The sequence below is a fragment of the Devosia oryziradicis genome, assembly GCF_016698645.1.
Lineage (GTDB): Bacteria > Pseudomonadota > Alphaproteobacteria > Rhizobiales > Devosiaceae > Devosia > Devosia oryziradicis.
In genome coordinates, this window is record NZ_CP068047.1 from 201,208 (window position 1) to 224,222 (window position 23,015).

Here is a 23,015-nt window from a genome sequence, read left to right on the forward strand (position 1 = left end):
TCCCAAAATAAAGCGCCCGCGACACGGTCGCGGGCGCTGTGATCTGAACTGGTCAATCAGTACCGGTACTCGCCCGACTTGAACGGCCCGTTCTGGCTGACGCCGATATAATCGGCCTGGTCCTTGGTGAGCTTGGTCAGCTTGGCGCCCAGCTTGGCCAGGTGCAGTTCGGCGACCTTCTCGTCCAGGTGCTTGGGCAGCACATGGACCTTCTTCTCGAGCTTGTCGCCATTGGTCCAGAGTTCGATCTGCGCCAGGGTCTGGTTCGAGAACGAGGCAGACATCACGAAGCTGGGGTGACCGGTGGCATTGCCCAGATTTACCAGGCGCCCTTCGGACAGCAGGATCAGGCGCTTGCCATCGGGCTTTTCGACCAGGTCGACCTGCGGCTTCACATTGGTCCACTTGAAGTTGCGCAGGGCGGCAACCTGGATCTCGTTGTCGAAGTGGCCGATATTGCAGACGATCGCCATGTCCTTGAGGTTGCGCATGTCGTCGAGCGTCAGCACGTCGCGGTTGCCGGTGGCGGTGACGACGATGTCGGCGCGCGGGGCGGCGTCTTCCAGCGTCACCACCTCGAATCCTTCCATGGCGGCCTGCAGGGCACAGATCGGGTCGACTTCGGTCACCAGCACGCGGGCGCCGGCGCCGCGCAGCGACTCCGCCGAGCCCTTGCCCACGTCGCCATAGCCGCAGACCACGGCGACCTTGCCGGCGAGCATCACGTCGGTGCCGCGGCGGATGGCGTCGACCAGCGATTCACGCGTGCCGTACTTATTGTCGAACTTGGACTTGGTGACGGAGTCGTTGACGTTGATGGCCGGGAACGGCAGCTCTCCCTTGGCATGCAGCTGGTAGAGGCGCATCACGCCCGTGGTGGTTTCTTCGGACACGCCGCGGATCGCGTTCTTGATGGCGGTGAAGAAGCCGGGAGTCTTGGCCAGGCGGCGCTTGATGGTTGCGTGGAAGATTTCCTCTTCCTCGTTGCCGGGCGTACCGAGCAGGGCGACGTCCTTCTCGGCTTTGGCGCCGTTGAGGATGTACATGGTGGCGTCGCCACCGTCATCAAGGATCATGTTGGGGGTGAGGCCATTGCCCCAGTCCATCATGCGGTCGGTGAAGTCCCAGTATTCCTCCAGCGTCTCGCCCTTGTGGGCGAAGACGGGGATGCCGGCGGCGGCGATGGCGGCGGCGGCATGGTCCTGGGTGGAGAAGATATTGCAACTGACCCAGCGCACCTGGGCGCCGAGCGCCACCAGCGTCTCTATCAGCACGGCGGTCTGGATGGTCATGTGCAGCGAGCCGGCAATGCGGGCGCCCTTGAGCGGCTGGGCCGCGGCATATTCCTCGCGGATGGCCATCAGGCCGGGCATTTCGATCTGGGCGATCTCGATTTCCTTGCGGCCGAAGGCGGCCAGGGAAATGTCCTTGACCGCGTAGTCGGTCGAATTGCTCATGGAAAGCTCCGGCGTCGTGAATGGGGTCTTGTTGCCCCAGCTATACGCAAGCAGGCCATCCCGATCAACCAGGGACATAAAGAAATGTTTATATCTGCTTAGCGGTAGGCGGCATAGCGCCTGCGCTTGAACGGCAGGCTGGCGAAGCGCCAGAGTCCGGACAGCACCAGATAGCCCAGGATGAAGCCACCGCCGGCATAGAGAATACCCTCCATGGTCACGGGTATCGCCGGCTCGTAGTTCTCGAGCGTTCGCTGGCCGATATCGCTGTCCAGATAGGCCGGCAGCGACTGGAAGCGCTCGATGGGTCCGGCATTCTCGATACGCGCCAGAGTGATATTGAGCTGCTCGTAGCGCTGGAAGGTCGCGGTCATCGAGGTGCCGCGTCCCGCGAGAAAATCGTCATTGGAGGCATTGTAGCGCTCCAACGCCGCTGCGCGATCTAGACCGCCTGCCAGGGCGGCGCGGTCGAAATCCTCGGTGATGATGCGCAGCTCGTCCACCGCGCCACCCAGGCGCTGGGTATATTGCTGGGCATATTCGGGAAACTGGCTCAGCACCATGGCCAGCCCGATCCCGCCAATTCCGGCAATCATGCGTCGCATGCGCATCCTCCGCTTGCACCCATCAATGTGGGAAAAGAAGCAGCGTTCCGCAACGGGCTATGCGTGCCCGTCCCGCGGCGGACAATCCGTTGCATTTTACGGGTTAGGCTTAACAAGACCTTACCGTGGTTCCGACAAGGCATTGCGCCTATTTTCCTGCCCTGTCAGGAGGATAGCTCAATGGATTGGCTGACAATCGCGTGCCTGCTCATCAGTGTGATCGCCCTTGGAGCCTACCTCGCCACCGGCGAGAAGGGTCCGGCACCCCGGCGGGTAGAACGCAAGGTCCAGGGCAACCATGCCTGGGCGCCAATAGCCGCGCCTGCGCCAAGGCCAACGCCGCAGCAACAGGTCGATCCGGAAGTGATCGATCGCTTTGTCGCAGCGCTCAAGTCGCAGTCTCGCCAGGCGAACTGACCACTTTTACGAGTTCCAGAACGGACGCCGCTCGGGACCGCCCGCTGCGCGCACGACGGCATCGATGAAAGCGTCCTTGCCCTTGGCATAGGCCTCCCGATCGTCTCCATGACGGCGGGCTAAACCCTGCTTGAGTGCCTGATAGGCCTCGCGGGTAGCCGCATCGGCGCGCAACTCGTCGCGGAACAGGATGTGCCGGCGCACATCGTCCTGGTCGGTGTGAATATGCAGGTGATGGGTACGGATGCCATCGGCGCCGATGCGACGCAGGAACAGCCGCGCGGGGTTGGAAACGTCGGGGCGATATTGATAGCCCAGCCCTGCCAGTTGCGGCAGCGCCGCATGCGCGCGCGCCATGTCGTCGACCAGCACGATGATGTCGATGACCGGCTTGGCGGACAGTCCGGGCACGGCAGTCGAGCCGATATGCTCGATCAGGAGGGGATCGGGCAGGATGGTCAGGAATTCGTCACGCGCCGCAGCGAAGGCAGTGGGCCAGGCGGGATCGGATGCCACCAGGACGATGGCATCGCCGCTCAACCCGCGGTTCCTTCCACGTCTTCGTCAAAGCCATTGTTGACCAGCTCGACGATCGCCTCGAGCGCCTCGCGGGCCTGCTTGCCGCTGGCCTGCACGAGGATCGTGCTGCCCGGGCCGGCGCCGAGCATCATCAGCCCCATGATCGAGTTGCCGTTGACCGAGGTGCCGTCCTTGATGACGTTGACCGTAGCATCGAAGCATTCGGCGGTGCGCACGAAGCGGGCCGAGGCGCGGGCGTGCAGTCCCTTGCGGTTGACGATGGTCAGTTGCTGCGCGACGGCCCGGCCGCCCCCTGCCGCGCCGTCCACTATTGCCCGCCGAGGATCGAATTGGCGACGGTGATATATTTCCGGCCGGCCTCCTGCGCCAGGTTTACCGCATCCTTGATGGCCATGTCGGCGCGGACGCGACCGAGCTTGACCAGCATGGGCAGGTTGACGCCGGCAATGACTTCGACCTTGCGGTTCTGCATCACCGATATGGCGAGGTTGGAAGGCGTGCCGCCGAACATGTCGGTGAGGATGATGACGCCGTCGCCGTCATCGGCCTTGTCCACCGCGGCGAGGATGTCGTTGCGGCGACTTTCCATGTTGTCATCGGGGCCGATGGCGATCGTCTCGCAGAAGTCCTGCGGCCCCACGACGTGTTCGAGAGCCGACTTGAATTCATTGGCAAGCGCGCCGTGCGTCACCAGAACCAGACCAATCATGCAACGTCCCCAGCCTGCCGGGCCGCGCCCGCAAAGCGGCGCGCACGGCATTCCAGTAATTCCTGCCCCCTGCCCGCATCGCTGCCTGGATGGCGGAGATGCTGGCGCGAACCCGGCCAAGAAGGACGAGCAGCCGTCACTTTCGGCCCGGATGGGCGGCGATTCAAGTGGTTTTTTGTCACGTGGTCGGCTCGCCGCCCAGCGCAGCCATGGCCTCGATGACCAGGAGCATCTGGTGGCCGACGCTGATCAGGTCCGCCGTCGGCACCGGTGCACGAGCCAGCCGGACACCGGCTATCTCGGTGACCATGGCATCTTCCTCCAGCATCCGCACCAGTTCGGGGACCAGGTCGATGACCAGATGCAGCGTGACCAGGCTCTTGTGCGGTCGCTGAACGATGCCGCGTCCGCGCAGTTCGATCAGCCCTGCCAGGGTCTCCGGCGCCCGCATGCTGAGGTCGCGTCCGGTCTGCACCAGGTCGACGCGGTCGTCGGAGACCAGGAAAGCCGGCAGGCCACGGCCCTCCCAACGGTCCAGCAGCGACAGGGCAAGGACCGACTTTCCTGCACCGGACGCCCCGCGCAGCAAGACACCTGTCGATCCCAGCAATAGACCTGTGCCGTGCACGTTCTTTGGTTTGCTCATGGCGCCAATCTATTTGCGGGCACGAGGCAAGACAACCGTGAACACGGCGCCCGAACGATCCTCGCGATTGCCCGCACGAATGGTGCCTTTATGCGCCTCCACGATCTGCTTGGAGATCGACAGGCCCAGGCCGGAATGGTCGCCGAAGCGTTCGGTATCCGGGCGGTCGGTATAGAAGCGCTGGAATATCTTGCCGACATCCCCGGTTATGCCGCGCCCCTCGTCCGTGACGGTAACGGTGATCTGCTCGGGATCGGCGGTGAGCGCCACGCGCACCACGCCACCCTCGGGCGAGAACGACACGGCATTGTCGATCAGATTGGCTAAGACCTGGGCCAGCCGGCTCTCATGGCCGTTGACGATGGCCGCGCCTCGGCCGCTGCCGGAGCGCTTGACCATTTCGACGCTCACGCCGCGGCCGGCGGCGACATCCTTCTGGATCGAGACCATGGCTTCGGCCAGCTTTTCCACGTCGACCCGTTCGGCGCTCTCGCGCGCCAGTTCCGCATCGAGCCGGCTGGCGCTGGAAATGTCCGTGATCAGGCGGTCGAGGCGCTTGACGTCATGCTGGATGATGGCGTTGAGCCGGTCCTTGTCCTCCTGCCGCTTGGCCAGCGGCAGCGTCTCGACGGCGGAGCGCAGCGAGGTCAGCGGGTTCTTGAGTTCGTGGGCGACGTCGGCGGCGAAACGCTCGATGGCCTCGATGCGGTTGTAGAGCGCGTCGGTCATCCGGCGCAGCGCGCCGCCGAGGTGGCCGATTTCGTCGCGGCGGTCGGAAAAATCCGGGATCTCGGCGCGTGCGTCGCCCGCCGTCTGTACCCGCTCTGCCGCCGCGGACAGGCGCCGCATGGGCCCCGCAATGGTGCCGGCCAGGGCCAGCGACAGCGCGATCTGCACGGCGGCCGCGATCATGGCGATGCGCAGGATGCCCCAGCGCTCCTGCGCCACGATGGAGTCGATGTCGCCGGGTGCGGTCGAGAGCAGGATGGCACCGACCACGGCGCGCAGCCGCTGCACCGGCACGGCCACCGAAACCACGAGCTGGTTCTGCGCATCGACGCGCACGAAGTCGGCGGGCGCGCCCTGCAGCGCCGAGGCCACCTCGGGATAGCGGCTGCCCTCGTCGACGCCATATTCCTGGTAGACCGGGAAATTGTCGCCAGGCACCCAGCTGAGCAGGGCATTCCACCAGTCGAGGAGGAAGAAACCGCCCCCCTGCTTGGTGTCGATGATCTGCCGCATCACCTCGCCCCGGGCATAGATGTTGTCGCTGTCCAGGATCATCAGCCCACCCTGGTCATAGATGCGGGCGCGTGTCCGGGTGGGGGTGATGAGGTTGCGCAGCAACGGCGCGACCCGTTCTGGGTTGATGGGGAATTCCAGCGAGGGATCGAAATAGCTGAGCGAGGACACCGTGCCATCGCCCTGCAATTCGAGCAGCCGGTCGGGATTGATCGAGATCACGTCGCTATCGACCGTAGCCGAGGCGGCGATGGCGGCGGCGATGATTTCACCCTGGACGCGCAGCGATTGCACGCGCGCATCGATCAGGCCGGCGCGCCACTGGTTGAGGTAGAGGATGCCCACCACGAGCACCAGGAGCCCAGCCAGGTTGAGCACGATGATGCGGCGGGTGAGGCTCGAAAAGATCGTGAAATCGAGGAAGCGGCTGACGGCGCTGACCACCTTGGCAAAGGGCGTGACCACCAGGCGCCAGCGATTGGCAGCAGTGCGGCCGGGAGGCCTACCGGCGCGCTCATCCGGCCCCGGCCCGCGTCCTTGCACGTTTGCCTTGGGATTGGGCTCCAGTTCCGGATCCAGGATCGCCACTTGCTGTGCTTATTGCTCCTTGAAGCGATAGCCGACGCCATAAAGCGTCTCGATCATCTCGAAGTCGTCGTCGGTCGCCTTGAACTTCTTGCGCAGCCGCTTGATGTGGCTGTCGATGGTGCGGTCGTCGACATAGACCTGGTCGTCATAGGCGGCATCCATCAGCGCATTGCGCGACTTGACGACGCCGGGGCGCAAGGCCAGCGCCTGGAGGATCAGGAATTCGGTGACGGTCAGCGTGACCCGCTGGCCCTTCCAGGTGCAGGTGTGCCGCTCCTCGTCCATAACCAGCGAGCCGCGCTCGATCAGCGCCTTGCTTGGGCCCGGTTCGCCGGCGGTACCCGATGGGGCCGAAGGGTCGCGCGGCGCGGAACGGCGCAGGATCGCCTTGACGCGCTCGACCAGCAGGCGCTGGCTGAATGGCTTGGTGATGAAATCGTCCGCGCCCATCTTGAGGCCGAACAGTTCATCGATTTCCTCGTCCTTGGAGGTGAGGAAGATCACCGGCACGTCGGACTTCTGGCGCAGGCGGCGCAGCAGTTCCATGCCATCCATGCGCGGCATCTTGATGTCGAGGATGGCGAGGTCGGGCTTGTCGGTGGTGAGGCCTTCGAGACCCGAGGCTCCGTCGGTATAGGTGGCCACCTGATATCCCTCGGCCTCCAGCGTCAACGACACGGAGGTCAGGATATTGCGGTCGTCATCGACGAGGGCGATCTTGGGCATGGGCTGCCTTTCTGGTTCAGACGCTTGCAGACATGCGGCTCAAAGGCCGTGAACCCTGCTTGCAGGCGACAATTACGCGTTAAATATGGCGCGGCCAAGGGCAGTACATCAGGGGATGCGACCTTTGGACCCGATGCAACTTCCGTCTTAAGACCGATTTCGGGATGGTTGTACAACAAGTCCCGCCCGTATTTTCGGTTCCGTAGCGGTGGCGTCCTGCCCCGAGCGACGGAGCACTTGCCAGATGACCCTGTTCGATCATGAGACCCTCAGGAGCCAGATCAGCGCCCGCGCCGGCTCGCTGTCCGCAAACGACATCGCCCCCGTGCTGGTTGCGCGCTCGCTCAGCGCCGGAGAATCCGAGCTCACCGCCGATGGCGCGGTGTCGGTCCGCACCGGAGCCTTTACCGGCCGTTCGCCGAAGGACAAGTTCATCGTGCGCGACGGGCTTACCGATACCAGCGTGTGGTGGGACAATTCGGGCGCCCTTACGCCCCAGCAATTCGACCTGCTGCTGGGCGACGCTGTCGCCGCCCTGGATGGGCAGGCGCTGTTCAGGCAGGATCTGCTGGCCGGCGCCGATCCGCGCCACCAATATGCCGTTACCGTCATGACGCCGAGCGCATGGCATGCCCTGTTCATCCGCAACCTGCTGATCCGTCCCGGCGAAATGGTGGAGGCTGGCGGCAGTGCAACGCCGGTGACGATCATCCATGTGCCGCATTTCCGCGCCGATCCGGCCCGCCATGGCAGCCGCACCGAGACGGTGATTGCCCTCGACATGAGCCGAAACCTGGTGGTGATCGCAGGCACGTCCTATGCCGGCGAGATCAAGAAGAGCGTCTTCTCGCTGTTCAACTTCCATGCCCCGCGCCAGGGCGTGCTGCCCATGCATTGCTCGGCCAACCTTGGCCCCGATGGCGAGGCGGCCCTGTTCTTCGGCCTCAGCGGCACCGGCAAGACCACGCTCAGCAACGATCCTGATCGTCCCCTAATTGGCGATGACGAGCATGGCTGGAGCGAAACCGGCGTCTTCAACCTCGAAGGGGGTTGCTACGCCAAGACCATCAAGCTCAGCCCGACGGCCGAGCCGGAAATCTTCGCGGCGACCAAGCGCTTCGGCACGGTACTGGAAAATGTCGTGCTCGACGACCGCAAGGTGCCGGAATTCGACGACGTGTCGCTGACCGAGAATACTCGCGCGGCCTACCCCATCCAGGTGTTGCCGGCTATTGCCAGGGGCAGCGTGGGCGACACGCCCAAGACGGTGGTGTTCCTCACCGCCGACGCCTTCGGCGTCTTGCCGCCGATCGCCCGGCTTACCCCCGAGCAGGCAGTCTACCATTTCCTTTCGGGCTATACCGCCAAGGTGGCCGGCACCGAGCGTGGCGTGACCGAGCCGCAGGCCACCTTCTCTGCCTGCTTCGGCGCACCGTTCATGCCACTGCACCCCACGGTTTATGGCGACATGCTGGCCGAAAAGCTCCGCGCCAGCGGGGCGGCAACCTGGCTGCTCAATACCGGCTGGACCGGGGGCGGTTATGGCGTCGGCAAGCGCATCGACATCGGCTCGACGCGCCGGCTGCTGACGGCGGCGCTGGATGGGTCGCTCGATGGTGTCGAGATGCGGATCGACGAGATATTCGGTTTTGCGGTACCGCTGGCAGTGCCGGGGGTCGAAAGCCGCCTGCTGACCCCGCGCCTCACCTGGGCCGACACCGACGCCTATGACCGCCAGGCCCTGCACTTGGCCGGTCTGTTCCGCCGGAACTTCGAAAAGTTCGGCGACGCCGCCAATGCCGCGCCGGGTCCCCGGCTGATGCAGGCGGCCGAGTAGCAAGCTCCTCCTTAGACAAGGGGCGCTCCAAGGAGCGCCCCATTTTTACTTACTGGTTGGCGATAAGCGCTCCACCGGCGCCGCCGGCCGCTGCGCCGACAACGGCGCCGCCATAACCACCGAGGGCACCGCCAACCACGGCGCCGGCCGCGCCGCCAACGGCCGCTCCGGTCACGGTGCGCTGGGTTGTGGTGCAGGCGGTCAAGGACAGCGCGGCAACGACGACCAGCGCCGCGGGTGCAAATTTCTTCATCTTGTCCTCCAGGGAATCAACCCGTGCATTTCAGGCTGCGCTTGGTGGCAAAAACGGGGCCGAGCCCCCCGTTGGATGCACCGGCGCTTCCGCACTGACGATGTCAGGGATCCCTCAGTTGGGCGAGTAGAAGATGTGCGAGCCGATGCGGGCGACGGCGCTGTAGGTATTGGCCCAGTTCGGGCGCACATTGGTGGTGTGGTAGTAAAGCGCCGAGCCCGGAATGGCGCCGACGGCATCGCCGAGGGCGAATTCAGCATAAACGTCCTGGGCCAAGGCGGCCGAGCGGGCCCAGGCGCGGCGTTCACCCGGCGCATCGCTGCGGCCATCGCAGGCGAAGGTGAACTGGCAGCGGTGATAGCCCTTTTCGGCGTTCTGGTAGATCACGCCGCACAGCGTCGAGGGGAACTTGCCCGAACGGGCGCGGTTGACGATGACATTGGCCACCGCGAGCTGGCCCACTTCGCTTTCGCCACGGGCCTCGTGGTAAATGGCCTGGGCCAGGCAGTCACGTTCGGCATTGGCATGCTCCACGCGCTCGGCCAGCGGCTTGTAGCCATTCTCGACATAGGCGGCCAGGGCGTCGGCATCGACGGAAGGGGCTGGCTTGGCGGCGGGGCTGGTGAAGCTGGCAATGGCCGACACAGCGCTGTTGCTGCCCATCGAACCGCGGGCAATGTAACCCATCAGCACGTCTTCGGTCAGTTCACCGCCGGTTTCCTCGCCAAGCACGTTCACCGCGCGCAACGCCTTCTGGCGCTCCACGTAGTTGGAGAGCAGCGCCGCGGTCAGCGGCTGCTGGCCGGGTGCCAGGGGCACAGCGGTGGGGCCAATGGCAGGCTGGGCGCGAACCGCCATCAGATCGGCAGGGACGGGGAGCGGCGTAACATCGGCAACACGAACGGTCTGGGCATGCGCGGGCACGAGCGTAACGAACAGGACGAGCGCCAGAGCGCCCAAAGCGAGCACATGCGATACCGCACGCACAGCAATCGTCTGCCAGCTCTGCCCCAATGCCCCGTCCTTACCCCTGAGCCCATCCGGCCATATCCGGTGGGCCTTCGCTTGTTCCCGGTCCGTCGTTGCGGTCCGAGGTCACTTCCCGGCCGGCACCCTATCCAAGGTTTCCGGTCGATGGAAGTCGAAATTTACGGCTGATTAACTATGCCCGTTAGCTTCTTAAGGTAGGGTTAATCGAGGCGAAGACGATTGAAAACCCAATAAAATGAAGGCCTTGCCGCGTGGTGAAAGGCGGGTTTCTCTGAAGGATAAAAGTTTACGGAAGAGCGGGAGGTAAATGTCGATTGCTGGGGAGATGTCGCGGCGAGGTGACAATCGCCCAAACCAGAGGGCTATGGACGCAGCCCTACCCCACCCTCGGTCCCACCCCATCAAGGGGAGGGAGGCGCAGACTGAGACGCCACCAGGGGCAGTCAGACAAGCAAGCCGTCTCAGCCCCGGTCGAAGGCCGCCAGCCGCACGTGATCCAGGCTTTCCATCACGGCGATGCCCAGCGCCCTGATTTCGTCGCTGGGATGGACCAGGTCGGGCACCATCACCGTCTGCATGCCCGCGGCATGGGCGGCGCGGACGCCCGAATGGCTGTCTTCGAGCGCCAGGCAATGCAGCGGGTCGACGCCAAGCCGGCGAGCGGCGGTGAGATAGGGTTCCGGATGCGGCTTGGGATTGACCACATCATCGCGCGTCACCACCGTCTCGAACAGGTCGAGCAGGCCGGCCGCGCCGAGGTGATGCTGGGCGTGGGGATTGCGCGAGGAGGTCGCAACGGCGGTGGGGATACCGCGTTCGCGCAATTCCCCGATCAGCTCCCGGGCGCCGGGCTTGACCGGCACGCCGGCATGGCTGCGCTCGCGCATGATCACCCGGCACCGTTCGTCGAACAGGGTATAGGGAAAGGTCACGCCGTAGGACTCGATGAGCAGCCGGTTGGTATGCTCGTGGCTGCCGCCCACCATGGACATATGGACCGCGTCGGTCATCTCGAAGCCCAGTTCGGTGCAGACTTCGAAAACGATGGACTTGAACACCGCCTCGGTGTCGAGCAGCGTTCCGTCCATATCGAAGATGGCGGCTTGGAACGGCGCGAGGCGCAGGATGTCGCTTTGGGGTTTCATCGGGCTCGATATAGGGCGATTTGGCCCCGCGCGCTAGGCGGCGGCACGAAAGGCAGCGTTGCGCAGTGGCGAACCGGACGTTCTTCATGGGCGTGCTTACGCAACGCCGGGCGCATGCTAACGTTGGGCGACATGACCCGCTTCCAGCCCGCCCGCAATCACGAAACCCTCGGCGACGCCTTCTTCGACCGCGTCGAGCCGGCCGATTTCCCGCAAACCATCCTGCGTCACCGCGACCAGCGCTGGGCCGCCCGCATGGGGCTGGAGGATTTGAACGAGGCGCAGTGGCTTGCCCATTTCGGCCGCTTCGAGCCCCTGCCCGGCTCGCTGCCGCAACCCCTGGCCCTGCGCTATCACGGCCACCAGTTCCGCTCCTATAATCCCGACCTGGGCGATGGCCGCGGCTTTCTTTTCGCGCAGGGCTACGACCTTGCCGACCACCGGCTGCTCGATTTCGGCACCAAGGGCTCGGGCAATACGCCGTGGTCGCGTGGCGGCGACGGCAGGCTCACGCTCAAGGGCGGGGTGCGCGAAGTGCTGGCCACCGAAATGCTGGAAGCACTGGGCGTCTATACCTCCAAGAGCTTCTCGCTGGTCGAGACCGGCGAGGCGCTCTATCGCGGCGACGAGCCTTCGCCGACCCGCTCGTCGGTGCTGACGCGGCTTAGCCACAGCCATATCCGCATCGGCACCTTCCAGCGCCTCGCCTATCTGGAGGACAGCGCAGGCCTGGCGCAATTGCTCGACTACGCCATCGCCACTTACTATCCCGAGCTTGCCCAAGCGACCGATCGTCCCGCCGCCTTCCTCGAAGCTGTCGTCGCCAAGGTGGCAAAACTGGGCGCGCAGTGGATCGCCGCCGGCTTTGTGCATGGGGTGCTCAACACGGACAATATCAACATTACCGGCGAGAGTTTCGACTATGGCCCCTGGCGGTTCATTCCTACCTACGACCCCAATTTCACCGCCGCCTATTTCGACGAAACCGGCCTCTATGCCTTCGGCCGCCAGCCCGACACGCTGGCCTGGAACCTGACGCGTCTGGCCGAATGCCTGTTGCCGCTATCCAGCATCGAAGCGCTCGAGCCGGCTCTCAACACGGTCTGGCCGATTTTCCGCAGCGAGTTGCCGCGGCAGATGCTGCGCCGCCTGGGGCTGACACCCATCGACACGGAGAGCGACGGGGCCTTCGTCACCACTTTGTTCGGCTTCCTTTCGTCCAGCCAGGCGCCCTATGAGCAATTCTTCTTCGACTGGTATGGGGGCGCCCTCAGCGCCGAGCGGGCCGCGCGCAGTCCATCGGCCGCATTCTATGCGAGCGAGGGCTTCCGCCCGATTGCGGACGGGTTGGAAGACTACCTGCCAGCCAACACGGTGAAACTGGATCACCCCTATTTTGCCCGGACGGCGCCGCGCACCATTCTGATCGACGAGATGGAAGCCATCTGGGCGCCGATTGCCGAGCGCGACGACTGGAGCCTGTTCCAGTCGACACTTTCGGAAATCGCCGAGATGCGCCAAGCCTATGGCATTGTACCCTGAGGAGACCGCCATGCCCATCTATGCTCTTGACGGCGTCGCGCCCAGCATCGACCCCGATATCGGCTGGATCGCACCTTCAGCCGTCCTCATCGGCGATATCGTGGTCGGGCCCGAGGCCGGCATCTGGTTCGGCGTGGTGGCGCGTGGCGATATCGAAACCATCACCATCGGCGCCCGCACCAATGTGCAGGAAAACTGCGTGCTCCACACCGATACCGGCTTTCCGCTCGTCATCGGCGCCAACTGCACCATCGGCCATGGCGCGATTGTCCATGGCTGCAGCATCGGCGACAATACGTTGATCGGCATGGGCGCCACGGTGCTCAACGGCGCCCGGATCGGGAAAAACTGCCTGATCGGCGCCAATGCGCTGATCACCGAGGGCAAGGAAATTCCCGACAACTCCATGGTGGTCGGCGCACCGGGCAGGGTCATCCGCCAGATCGACGAAGCTGGTATCCAGGCGCTAGCCGCTTCGGCGGACCGCTACGTGAAAAATGCCCGCCGTTTCGCCGCGGGCCTCGTCGACGTCACCGCCCGACCCGGTGACTTTGAGCCATCCTGAGACAAGTTCGCATTTGCTTTTTGCGGTGCCCCCCGCCAATCTCGTTTTGACTGTCCGGTCAAAAACGAGAGGCAGCGGGAGCCCATGCAGAAGATCATCGCCGAACTCGAAGCTAAGCGCGCCCAGGCCCGTTTGGGTGGTGGCCAGAAGCGCATCGAGGTCCAGCACGGCAAGGGCAAGTTGACCGCGCGCGAGCGGCTCGACGTGCTGCTCGACCCGGATAGTTTCGAAGAATACGACATGTTCGTCACCCACCGGGCGACCGACTTCGGCATGGCCGACACCATTATTCCGGGCGATGGCGTGGTCACCGGCTGGGGCACCATCGAGGGACGACTGGTCTATGTGTTCAGCCAGGACTTTACGGTGTTTGGCGGTTCGCTCAGCGAGACCCACGCCAAGAAGATCTGCAAGATCATGGACCTGGCGCTGCAAAACGGTGCGCCAGTCATCGGACTCAATGACTCCGGCGGCGCCCGCATCCAGGAGGGCGTCGCCTCGCTGGGTGGCTATGCCGACGTGTTCTGGCGCAATGTACAGGCCTCGGGCGCGGTGCCGCAGATTTCGGTCATCATGGGTCCCTGCGCCGGTGGTGCGGTCTATTCGCCGGCCATGACCGACTTCATCTACATGGTCAAGGACACCAGCTACATGTTCGTGACCGGGCCGGACGTGGTGAAAACCGTCACCAACGAAACGGTGACCCAGGAGGAACTGGGCGGCGCCTCGACGCATACCAAAATCTCCTCGGTGGCCGATGCCGCCTTCGACAACGACATCGAGACGCTGCTCGAAGTCCGGCGCCTCTTCGCCTACCTGCCGCTGGCGGCCGGGCAGAAGCCGCCGCGCCTGCCGACGCATGATCCGATCGACCGGGGCGACGCCAGTCTCGATACCATCATACCCGACAGCGCCAACAAGCCCTATGACATGCGCGAGGTGATCGAGAAGGTCGCCGACGAGGGCGATTTCCTCGAAATCCAGAAGGATCACGCCGGCAATATCCTGTGCGGCTTCATCCGGCTCGACGGGCATACCGTCGGCGTCGTCGCCAACCAGCCGCTGGTGCTGGCCGGGTGCCTCGATATCAATGCATCCAAGAAAGCGGCGCGCTTCATCCGCTTCTGTGACAGTTTCGAAATCCCCATCCTGACCTTTGTCGACGTGCCCGGCTTCCTGCCCGGCGTGGCGCAGGAATATGGCGGCATCATCAAGCATGGTGCCAAGCTGCTCTTCGCCTATGCCGAAGCCACCGTGCCGCTGGTCACCGTCATCACCCGCAAGGCCTATGGCGGCGCCTATGACGTGATGGCATCCAAGCACATCAAGGCCGACGTCAACTATGCCTGGCCTTCGGCCGAAATCGCCGTCATGGGCGCCAAGGGCGCGACGGAAATCCTCTATCGCTCCGAGCTGGGCGACAAGGACAAGATCGCCCAGCGAACGGCGGATTACGAAGCGCGCTTCGCCAACCCCTTCGTTGCCGCCGAACGCGGCTTTATCGACGACGTGATCATGCCGCATGGCACGCGCCGCCGCGTGATCCGGGCGTTCTCGACGCTGCGCCACAAGACGCACAGCATGCCCAAGAAAAAGCACGACAATATTCCGCTGTGAGGACCACCATGCTGCGTCGGCTGATCGACAACTGGGTCTATGGCGGCTTCCTCGCCGGGCTCCTGCTGCTGGCGCTTACGCCGGTGCTGGCGCGGGACTGGTCGCTGGCGGTGAGCTTGGTGTTCCTCGTGCTGCCGATCTACATGCTGCACCAGTATGAAGAGCATGATGCCGACCGGTTTCACCGGGCGATCAACCAGCTTCTGGGCAAGGGCCGCGACGTGCTGCCCTCGCCGGCGATCTTCGTCATCAACATTCCGGTGGTCTGGGGCGTCAATGCTGCGAGCTTCGTGGCGGCGACCAACGATATCGGCTGGGGGCTTATCGGGCTCTACACGCTGATCGCCAATGCCGGGGTGCACATCGCCCAGGCGGTGGCCACGCGGCGCTACAATCCGGGCCTCGTAACCGCCGTCGTGCTATTCCTGCCACTAGGGATCTTCGGCGCAATGCAGGTGATCGGCGCCGGACCAGTGACACCGACGCAGCATCTGGTCGCGGCCGGCATTGCCATTGGCGCCCACCTCGCCATCCAGGCCTATGTCTTCTCCAATATCCGGCGCCTTGCCGGCAATGCGGTGCCGCAATGATCACCAAACTCCTCATCGCCAACAGAGGCGAAATCGCCTGCCGGGTCATCAAGACCGCGCGCAAGATGGGCATTGCCACGGTCGCGGTCTATTCGGACGCCGACCGCGAGGCGCTGCATGTGCGGATGGCCGACGAGGCCGTCCATATCGGCGCATCACCGGCCAAGGACAGCTATCTCCAGATCGACAAGATCATCGCGGCCTGCAAGCAGACCGGCGCGCAGGCGGTGCATCCGGGCTATGGCTTCCTGTCGGAAAACCCGAAGTTTGCCGAGGCACTGGACGCGGCGGGGATCATTTTCGTTGGACCGCCGGTCAAAGCCATCGAGGCCATGGGGGACAAGATCACCTCCAAGAAACTCGCCGCGGCGGCGGGTGTCTCCACCGTGCCTGGCCATATGGCGCTGATTGCCGATGCCGACGAGGCGGTGACGATCAGCAAGTCGATCGGCTACCCGGTGATGATCAAGGCCTCGGCGGGTGGTGGCGGCAAGGGCATGCGTATCGCCTGGAACGATGCCGAAGCCCGCGAGGGCTTCGAGCGGAGCAAATCCGAGGCGGCCTCGTCGTTTGGCGATGATCGCATCTTCATCGAGAAATTCGTCACCGAGCCGCGGCATATCGAAATCCAACTCATCGGCGACCAACACGGCAACGTGCTCTATCTCAACGAGCGCGAATGCTCCATTCAGCGGCGCAACCAGAAGGTGATCGAGGAGGCGCCGTCGCCTTTCCTCGATGAGGCGACCCGCAAGGCCATGGGCGAGCAGTCGGTCGCCCTCGCCAAGGCCGTTGGCTATACCAGCGCAGGGACGGTGGAGTTCATCGTCGACGGCAACAGGAACTTCTACTTCCTCGAGATGAATACCCGCCTGCAGGTGGAGCATCCGGTGACCGAGCTGATCACCGGGCTCGATCTGGTCGAACTGATGATCCGCGTCGCCAATGGCGAAAAGCTGCCGCTGACGCAGGACCAGGTTCAGCGCAATGGCTGGGCCATCGAGAGCCGGCTCTATGCCGAGGACCCCTATCGCAATTTCCTGCCCTCGACGGGCCGGCTGACGCGCTATCGGCCACCGGCGGAGAGCGCGAATGATACCCTGGCCGTGCGCAACGATACCGGCGTGTTCGAAGGCGGCGAGATTTCCACCTTCTACGATCCGATGATCGCCAAGCTCTGCACCTGGGGCCCGACGCGGCTGGAAGCGATCGACGCCATGGCGGTGTCGCTGGATAGTTTCGAGGTCGAGGGCGTCGGCAACAACCTGCCGTTTCTCTCGACAGTCATGGACCAGGAGCGGTTCCGTGAGGGCCGGTTGACGACGGGTTACATTGCCGAGGAATTCCCCGAGGGATTCCATGGCGCGGAACTCAGCGAGCAGCACCTGTTCGATGTCACCGCCGCCGCGGCTGGCATGATGGCAAGGCGCGAGCAGCGTCGCACCGGGGCGGTCGCCGAGTCGCACTGGCACGTGCAGGTCGACGATAGCGCAACGCCGGTGACGCTGCATCAGCAGGGGCTCGAACTGCAGGTAGATGTGGGCTGGCGCAGCCAGGCGGCGCATCTGCATTGGCAGCCTGGCGACAAGGTTGCGCGGCTCGACTGGTCCGACGGCCACAAAGCCACGCTCAAGGTGACCCCGGCCACGTCGGGCTTCCGCATCCGCTATCGCGGCGCCGACCTCAAGGTGATGGTCCTGCGTCCCCACATTGCGGCGCTGCTCAAGCACATGCCGGTCAAGGTCCCGCCCGACATGAGCAAGTATCTGCTCTGCCCGATGCCGGGGCAGATCGTGCGCATCGATGTCAGCGAAGGCGATATCGTCGAGGATGGCCAGACGCTGGCCATTGTCGAGGCCATGAAGATGGAAAACGTGCTCAAGGCGGAAAAGCGCGCCCGGGTCAGCAAGGTCCATGCCACGCCCGGCGCCGTGCTGGCGGTGGATCAGGTGATCCTTGAGTTCGAGGCGGTGTGATGGGCGCTGACTGGAGCAGCACGGGGCCTTCGGTTCCTTCGCCTCCCTCCCCCTTGAGGGGAGGGATTGAGGGTGGGGGGCCTTCGTTAGGCCACACAGCCACCCCCTCCCCAGCTCTGCTACGGCCCTATGGGCCGAGCGGCGCTACCCTCCCCTCAAGGGGGAGGGCGGCCCCAACCGGGAAGTTTGTTCGAGGTGCCAATGTCCGCTGACTTCGCCTACTGGGCTACCCTCGCGCAAAAGGAACTCCGCGACACGCCGCTCGCCTCCCTCGATCGCGACTATGGCGGCATCCCCGTCAAGCCCGTCTATTTCGGCGAAGGTTCGGAAATCCCCGGCCAGGAGCCGTTCACCCGCGGCGTGCGGGCAACCATGTATGCCAACCGGCCCTGGACCATCCGCCAATATGCCGGCTTCTCCACGGCGCGGGAGTCCAATGCCTTCTACCGGCAGGCCCTGGAAAAGGGGCAGAAGGGCCTGTCGGTCGCCTTCGATCTGGCCACCCATCGCGGTTATGACAGCGACCATCCGCGGGTGATCGGCGATGTCGGCAAGGCTGGGGTTGCCATCGATTCCGTCGAGGACATGAAGATCCTGTTCGACGGCATTCCGCTCGACCAGATGAGCGTGTCGATGACCATGAACGGGGCCGTCATTCCTGTCCTCGCCATGTTCATCGTGGCAGCCGAGGAACAGGGCGTATCGCAGGCCCAGCTCGACGGGACCATCCAGAACGACATCCTCAAGGAGTTCATGGTCCGCAATACCTATATCTACCCGCCCGAGCCCAGCATGCGGATCGTCGGCGACATCATCGCCCACACGGCGCGCCACATGCCCAAGTTCAACTCGATCTCCATCTCGGGCTATCACATGCACGAGGCCGGGGCGACGGCGGTGCAGGAGCTGGCCTATACGCTGGCCGACGGCATGGAATATGTCCGCGCCGCGCAGGCGCGCGGCCTGGATATCGATGCCTTTGCCGGCCGGCTCTCGTTCTTCTTCGGCATCGGCATGAACTTCTTTCTCGAAGTCGCCAAGCTGCGCGCCGCGCGCCAGCTGTGGAGCGAGATCATGACCGGGCTGGGCGCCAAGGACCCGCGCTCCAAGATGCTGCGCACCCATTGCCAGACCTCGGGCGTGTCGCTCACCGAGCAGGATCCGCACAACAATATCGTGCGCACCACCATCGAGGCGCTGGCCGCGACCTTGGGCGGCACGCAGTCGCTCCACACCAACAGCTTCGATGAAGCCATCGCGCTGCCCACCGAATTCTCCAGCCGCATCGCTCGCAATACCCAGCTTATCCTGCAGCATGAAAGCCGCATCACTGACGTGGTCGATCCGCTCGGCGGCTCCTACTATGTCGAGGCGCTGACGGCGGAGCTGGTCAAGGGCGCCAAGATCCTCATAGGCGAAGCCGAGGCCATTGGCGGCATGACGCAGGCTGTGCAATCGGGTCAGCCCAAGCTCGAAATCGAGAAGGCCGCCGCCTTGCGGCAGGCGAGGGTGGACCGGGGCGAAGACGTCATTGTCGGCGTCAACCGCTATCGGCTCGATGTCGAGGACGTCATCGAGGTGCGCCAGATCGACAATGCCAAAGTGCGCGCCGAACAGGTGGCGCTGCTGGGTAAGGTGCGCGCCACACGCGACGAAGCTCGCTGCCAATCCATGCTCTCGGCTTTGCGCGAATACGCCGCCAAGGATGAGGGGAATCTCCTCGAAGCGGCCATCGAGGCGGCGCGGGCCCGCGCGACCCTCGGCGAGATCAGCCAGGCCATGGAAGACGTGTTCGGCCGCCACTCGGCCGTCACCCGGGTCATCTCGGGCGTCTATGCCGAGGGCTATGGCGACGACCCGGAGTTCTCGGCCATTGCCGGCCGGATTGAAGCCTTCAAGGCCGCCCGTGGTCGCGCCCCGTCCATCTTCATCGCCAAGATGGGCCAGGATGGGCACGATCGCGGCGCCAAGATCATCGCCTCGGCCTTTGCCGATCTGGGCTTCACCGTCCATATGGGCGACCTGTTCGAGACCGCGCCCGAAGTCGCAGCCCATGTCGACGAGCTCAAGGTCGACGCAGTGGGTGTCTCTTCGCTCGCCGCCGGGCACAAGACGCTGGTGCCCGAACTGATCGCGGCTTTGCGGGATCGCGAGCTGGGCGAGGTCACCGTCATCGTCGGCGGTGTCATCCCCGAGCAGGACTATGACTTCCTGTTCGATTGCGGCGTGGCTGCCATCTTCGGCCCCGGCACCAATGTGCTGTCGGCCGCGTTCTCCGTGTTGAGCCAGATCGAGGGAAGGCTCAGCAATCGATGATCGGCCGCCTCAATCACATCGCCATCGCCGTGCCTGACCTCACCGCTGCTGCCGCGAAATATCGCGATCTGCTCGGTGCCCATGTGGGCCAGCCCCAGGCCCTGCCCGAGCATGGCGTCACCGTCGTCTTCATCGACACCGGCAATAGTAAGGTGGAACTGCTCGAGCCCTTGGGGGAGGCGTCGCCCATAGCGGCGTTCCTCGACAAAAATCCATCCGGCGGCATGCACCACATCTGCTTCGAGGTGCCCGATATCCTGGTGGCCGCGGCGAGGCTGGTCGAGGTGGGCGCCAGAGTGCTCGGCGATGGCACACCAAGGATCGGCGCTCACGGCAAGCCGGTGCTGTTCCTGCACCCGAAAGACTTCGATGGCACGCTGATCGAACTCGAAGAGGTTTGATCGGGAACTGACCGCAGCGTTTTAGCGACCTGCTAACCACGCGCCCGGTTCCCCCGGTACCGTAATCCCCCATAAACTCGCGGAGCGCATATTGTCCACTTGGCTGGCCAGAAGGCCGGCGGCGGATGATGTGCCTTGGACGTAAACGCGAGACATAAGCGGGAGCATCGCCTGAGCTGGCTTCGGCCTGCCTTGCTGCCGGGCCTGGTGGCGGTTGCCTTGCTGATCGCGGGCGGGGTCTATCTGGATCGCCAGAGCAGCGTGCTCAATCATGAACGGGCGCGGGCACAGGTTCAGGCGGAGATGTCGCTGATCCGCGCCAAGCTAGAAGGCAATCTGAGCGGCAATATCCAGCTGGTGCGCGGCCTGGTGTCGGTCATGGCGACCGACCCCTACATGAACGAGGCGCGTTTCTCCGCGCTTGTTTCCAACCTCTTCGAGGAACGGACCCAGCTACGCTCGGTCGCCGCTGCACCGGACCTGGTGGTCACCATGACCCACCCGCTGGCCGGCAATGAAAAAGTGATCGGCCTCGACTACCGGCTCAACGATGCCCAACGCGAGGCCGCGCTTCGCGCCCGCGATACCGGCAAGCTGGTGCTGGCGGGGCCGGTGCTGCTGGTCCAGGGCGGACGGGGCTTCGTTGGACGCTTCCCGGTCTATACCGACTCGCCGGCGGGCCGCATCTTCTGGGGCGTCATCTCCGCGGTGGTCGATGCTGACCGGCTCTACGCCGATAGCGGTTTGACCGACGACAATCTGGGCATTCTGGTATCGATCCGCGGCCGGGATGGAACGGGCGGCCACGGCGCACCCTTCTTCGGACCCGATCTCAGTTATGCCGACCCACTGACATCAGAGGTGGTCCTGCCGTCCGGCACCTGGGAAATCGCTGCCATTCCCAAGGGCGGCTGGGCAACCGCCGCCGGCAATAACTGGCTGATGCGCGCGCTCATGGTGATCGCGGGGGCATTGATCCTGCTTCCCATCGGCATCACCGGACGCCTGCTCGGCGAGCGCCAGCAGCATTTCGGTGAGCTGCAAACCCGCGAGTACGAACTCGAACGGCTGTCGCGCCGGCTGGGCCTGGCGCTTGACGTGTCCAAGGTCGGCGTCTGGGAGGTTGACCTGGAAAGCGGCCTCGAGACCTGGGACGACAATACCAATGAACTGCTGGGCTGGCCGGCGGATAACGCACCGCGTTATCACCAAGACTGGATGGACACGGTGCATCCCGACGACCGCCAGCGCGTCGAGGAAGAATTCCGGCGCATGCTTGCCGCGACCGGGCGCTTTGAGGCCAACTACCGCGTATTGCTCAAGGATGGCACGGTGCGCCATGTGCGCTCCATTGGGGCGCTCTACAACGAGCCGGGTACGCCCGAGAGGATCGTTGGCGTCAATTGGGACATCACTGCGGACGTGACGCTCAATGAGGACCTGCGGCGGGCCACGCAGTTGACCGAGGCGCGAAACCTCGAGCTTGAACTGGCTCGGGTGCGCATCGAGCACAATGCGCTGCATGACAGCCTCACGGGCCTGCCCAACCGGCGCTATCTCGACGACATGCTCACGCGCCATGCCGACGCCGGCTATGGCGGCAGCGGCAGCATGGCGCTGCTCCATATCGACCTCGATCGCTTCAAGCAGATCAACGACACGATGGGCCACGCGGCAGGCGACGCCATGCTGGTCCATGCCAGCACGGTGCTGCGCGACAATTGCAGCAGCGAGGATTTTGTCGCCCGTATCGGGGGCGACGAATTCGTGGTGCTGACCTCGGCCAGTGGCGGCGATCTTGCACTGGGCGCGCTGGCGGAACGGATCGTGGCGCAGATGCGCCGGCCGGTGACCTATGAGGGGCATGAATGCCGCTTCGGTGTGAGCATCGGCATAGCCGCCGACCGCGTGGCGCCGCTCGATGCCCGCCGCCTGCTCATCAATGCCGATATCGCGCTCTATCGTGCCAAGGCGCGCGGTCGCAACCGCTTCGAGTTCTTCTCCGAGGCGCTGCAGGCCGAGGTGGTCAAGACCAAGCGGGTGGCCGACGAAATCCTCAATGGCCTCGAGCGCGACGAGTTCGTCGCCTGGTTCCAGCCGCAGTTCGATGCGCGCACGCTCGATGTGGTGGGGGTGGAGGCCCTGGCGCGATGGCAGCATCCGACCGAAGGGATCAAGGCGCCGGACGCCTTCATGCCCATCGCCGAAGAACTCAACGTGGTCGCCACCGTCGACCGGCTGATCCTCGAACAGTCGCTGGCCGCCCTTGCTCGCTGGGACAGCATGGGCCTGGCCGTGCCTCGCGTCTCGGTCAACGTATCGCTGCGCCGCCTCAACGACGAAGAACTCATCGACGGCCTCAAGCAGCTCGATATCGCGCCGGGCCGGCTCTCGTTCGAGCTGGTGGAATCCATCTATCTGGATGAGGGCGACGCCGTGGTCGGCTGGAACATCGACCGCATCAAGGAGCTGGGCATTGATGTCGAAATCGACGATTTCGGCACCGGCTATGCTTCGATCGTGTCGCTGCAGAAGCTGCGCCCCACCCGTCTCAAGATCGATCGGCAACTGGTCAGCCCGATCGTGGTCGATCCCGGCCAGCGGCAGTTGCTTGCCTCGATCGTGGATATCGGCAAGTCGATGAACATCGAGGTGGTCGCCGAGGGGGTCGAGACCATGGAACATGCCGCGATCCTGCGCGACCTGGGCTGCGATATCCTCCAGGGTTATGCCTTCTCGCGTCCGCTCAGCGCGGCAGATCTTGAGGCGCTGCTCAGGAGCCAGGCCTGGCGCAAGGCGTCCTGAGCGCCAGTTGGTGCATCAGACGGCACCACCGGTGCGATCAGCTCTTCT

General features: G+C 64.4%; 21 protein-coding genes and 1 pseudogene. 11 read left to right on the forward strand and 11 right to left on the reverse strand.

Going from position 1 to position 23,015, the window contains the following annotated elements:
* Positions 1-56: 56 nt before the first annotated feature.
* Positions 57-1,457 (reverse strand): adenosylhomocysteinase, encoded by a 1,401-nt coding sequence (ahcY, locus tag JI749_RS00905; RefSeq protein WP_201657446.1) that lies wholly within the window; start codon positions 1,455-1,457, stop codon positions 57-59.
* Between the two features lie 98 nt (positions 1,458-1,555).
* Complete coding sequence (locus JI749_RS00910) at positions 1,556-2,062, reverse strand: DUF2937 family protein (RefSeq protein WP_201657449.1); 507 nt, start codon at positions 2,060-2,062, stop codon at positions 1,556-1,558.
* 180 nt (positions 2,063-2,242) lie between these two features.
* Between JI749_RS00910 and JI749_RS00915 the strand changes: the two genes are divergently transcribed.
* Complete coding sequence (locus JI749_RS00915; protein WP_201657453.1) at positions 2,243-2,479, forward strand: hypothetical protein; 237 nt, start codon at positions 2,243-2,245, stop codon at positions 2,477-2,479.
* A 6-nt stretch (positions 2,480-2,485) separates the two neighbouring features.
* On the opposite strand, the gene JI749_RS00920 is transcribed toward JI749_RS00915, so the two are convergent.
* The 6 genes from JI749_RS00920 to JI749_RS00945 form a co-directional block, all read right to left on the reverse strand.
* Entirely contained in the window at positions 2,486-3,019 is a 534-nt protein-coding gene (locus JI749_RS00920) for a GrpB family protein (RefSeq protein WP_233280819.1), read from the reverse strand.
* Positions 3,016-3,327: an HPr family phosphocarrier protein gene (locus JI749_RS00925; RefSeq protein WP_201657456.1), complete on the reverse strand. Its 312-nt coding sequence runs from the start codon at positions 3,325-3,327 to the stop codon at positions 3,016-3,018. The genes JI749_RS00920 and JI749_RS00925 overlap by 4 nt, the downstream gene beginning before the upstream one ends.
* Positions 3,327-3,728: a PTS sugar transporter subunit IIA gene (locus JI749_RS00930; protein WP_201657459.1), complete on the reverse strand. Its 402-nt coding sequence runs from the start codon at positions 3,726-3,728 to the stop codon at positions 3,327-3,329. The genes JI749_RS00925 and JI749_RS00930 overlap by 1 nt, the downstream gene beginning before the upstream one ends.
* A gap of 178 nt (positions 3,729-3,906) precedes the next feature.
* Positions 3,907-4,374 carry an HPr kinase/phosphorylase gene (locus JI749_RS00935; protein ID WP_201657462.1) on the reverse strand — a complete coding sequence of 156 codons (468 nt, stop codon included), beginning with the start codon at positions 4,372-4,374 and terminating at the stop codon, positions 3,907-3,909.
* A 9-nt stretch (positions 4,375-4,383) separates the two neighbouring features.
* Complete coding sequence (locus tag JI749_RS00940; RefSeq protein ID WP_233280820.1) at positions 4,384-6,204, reverse strand: sensor histidine kinase; 1,821 nt, start codon at positions 6,202-6,204, stop codon at positions 4,384-4,386.
* A 9-nt stretch (positions 6,205-6,213) separates the two neighbouring features.
* On the reverse strand, positions 6,214-6,930 hold the full coding sequence (locus JI749_RS00945; RefSeq protein WP_201657466.1) for a response regulator transcription factor: 717 nt from the start codon (positions 6,928-6,930) through the stop codon (positions 6,214-6,216).
* Positions 6,931-7,174: 244 nt separating this feature from the next.
* Here JI749_RS00945 and pckA point away from each other — a divergent pair, with 244 nt between their 5' ends.
* Positions 7,175-8,767, forward strand: coding sequence for a phosphoenolpyruvate carboxykinase (ATP) (gene pckA / locus JI749_RS00950; RefSeq protein WP_201657469.1), 1,593 nt, complete (start codon positions 7,175-7,177; stop codon positions 8,765-8,767).
* A 49-nt stretch (positions 8,768-8,816) separates the two neighbouring features.
* Here the strand turns inward: pckA and JI749_RS00955 are convergent, their stop codons facing one another.
* The 3 genes from JI749_RS00955 to JI749_RS00965 all read right to left on the reverse strand — a co-directional run bounded on the left by JI749_RS00955 (position 8,817) and on the right by JI749_RS00965 (position 11,155).
* Positions 8,817-9,020, reverse strand: a complete 204-nt coding sequence (locus JI749_RS00955; RefSeq protein WP_201657472.1) for a hypothetical protein — start codon at positions 9,018-9,020, stop codon at positions 8,817-8,819.
* A 114-nt stretch (positions 9,021-9,134) separates the two neighbouring features.
* Entirely contained in the window at positions 9,135-10,034 is a 900-nt protein-coding gene (locus tag JI749_RS00960; protein WP_201657475.1) for a cell wall hydrolase, read from the reverse strand.
* A gap of 437 nt (positions 10,035-10,471) precedes the next feature.
* On the reverse strand, positions 10,472-11,155 hold the full coding sequence (locus JI749_RS00965) for an HAD family hydrolase (RefSeq protein WP_201657478.1): 684 nt from the start codon (positions 11,153-11,155) through the stop codon (positions 10,472-10,474).
* Positions 11,156-11,269: 114 nt separating this feature from the next.
* Between JI749_RS00965 and JI749_RS00970 the strand changes: the two genes are divergently transcribed.
* From JI749_RS00970 to JI749_RS01005, 9 genes and pseudogenes are all read left to right on the forward strand, one after another.
* Complete coding sequence (locus JI749_RS00970) at positions 11,270-12,697, forward strand: protein adenylyltransferase SelO (protein ID WP_201657481.1); 1,428 nt, start codon at positions 11,270-11,272, stop codon at positions 12,695-12,697.
* A 10-nt stretch (positions 12,698-12,707) separates the two neighbouring features.
* Complete coding sequence (locus JI749_RS00975) at positions 12,708-13,262, forward strand: gamma carbonic anhydrase family protein (protein ID WP_201657484.1); 555 nt, start codon at positions 12,708-12,710, stop codon at positions 13,260-13,262.
* Between the two features lie 84 nt (positions 13,263-13,346).
* Positions 13,347-14,879, forward strand: coding sequence for an acyl-CoA carboxylase subunit beta (locus JI749_RS00980; RefSeq protein ID WP_201657487.1), 1,533 nt, complete (start codon positions 13,347-13,349; stop codon positions 14,877-14,879).
* An 8-nt stretch (positions 14,880-14,887) separates the two neighbouring features.
* Positions 14,888-15,469, forward strand: coding sequence for an HXXEE domain-containing protein (locus tag JI749_RS00985; protein ID WP_201657490.1), 582 nt, complete (start codon positions 14,888-14,890; stop codon positions 15,467-15,469).
* Positions 15,466-16,849: pseudogene (locus JI749_RS00990) on the forward strand (acetyl-CoA carboxylase biotin carboxylase subunit); the annotation flags it as partial. The gene JI749_RS00985 and the pseudogene JI749_RS00990, both read left to right, overlap by 4 nt.
* Positions 16,850-16,887: 38 nt before the next feature.
* A complete protein-coding gene (locus JI749_RS17610; protein ID WP_407644917.1) occupies positions 16,888-17,445 on the forward strand; it encodes a biotin/lipoyl-containing protein in 558 nt (185 codons plus the stop codon).
* A 201-nt stretch (positions 17,446-17,646) separates the two neighbouring features.
* Complete coding sequence (gene scpA, locus JI749_RS00995; protein ID WP_201657496.1) at positions 17,647-19,761, forward strand: methylmalonyl-CoA mutase; 2,115 nt, start codon at positions 17,647-17,649, stop codon at positions 19,759-19,761.
* Positions 19,758-20,162 (forward strand): methylmalonyl-CoA epimerase, encoded by a 405-nt coding sequence (gene mce / locus JI749_RS01000; protein ID WP_201657499.1) that lies wholly within the window; start codon positions 19,758-19,760, stop codon positions 20,160-20,162. The genes scpA and mce overlap by 4 nt, the downstream gene beginning before the upstream one ends.
* A gap of 135 nt (positions 20,163-20,297) precedes the next feature.
* The gene (locus JI749_RS01005; protein WP_233280821.1) at positions 20,298-22,967 is read left to right on the forward strand and encodes a bifunctional diguanylate cyclase/phosphodiesterase; all 2,670 of its coding nucleotides are present in this window, start codon (positions 20,298-20,300) and stop codon (positions 22,965-22,967) included.
* Positions 22,968-23,015 lie beyond the last annotated feature (48 nt).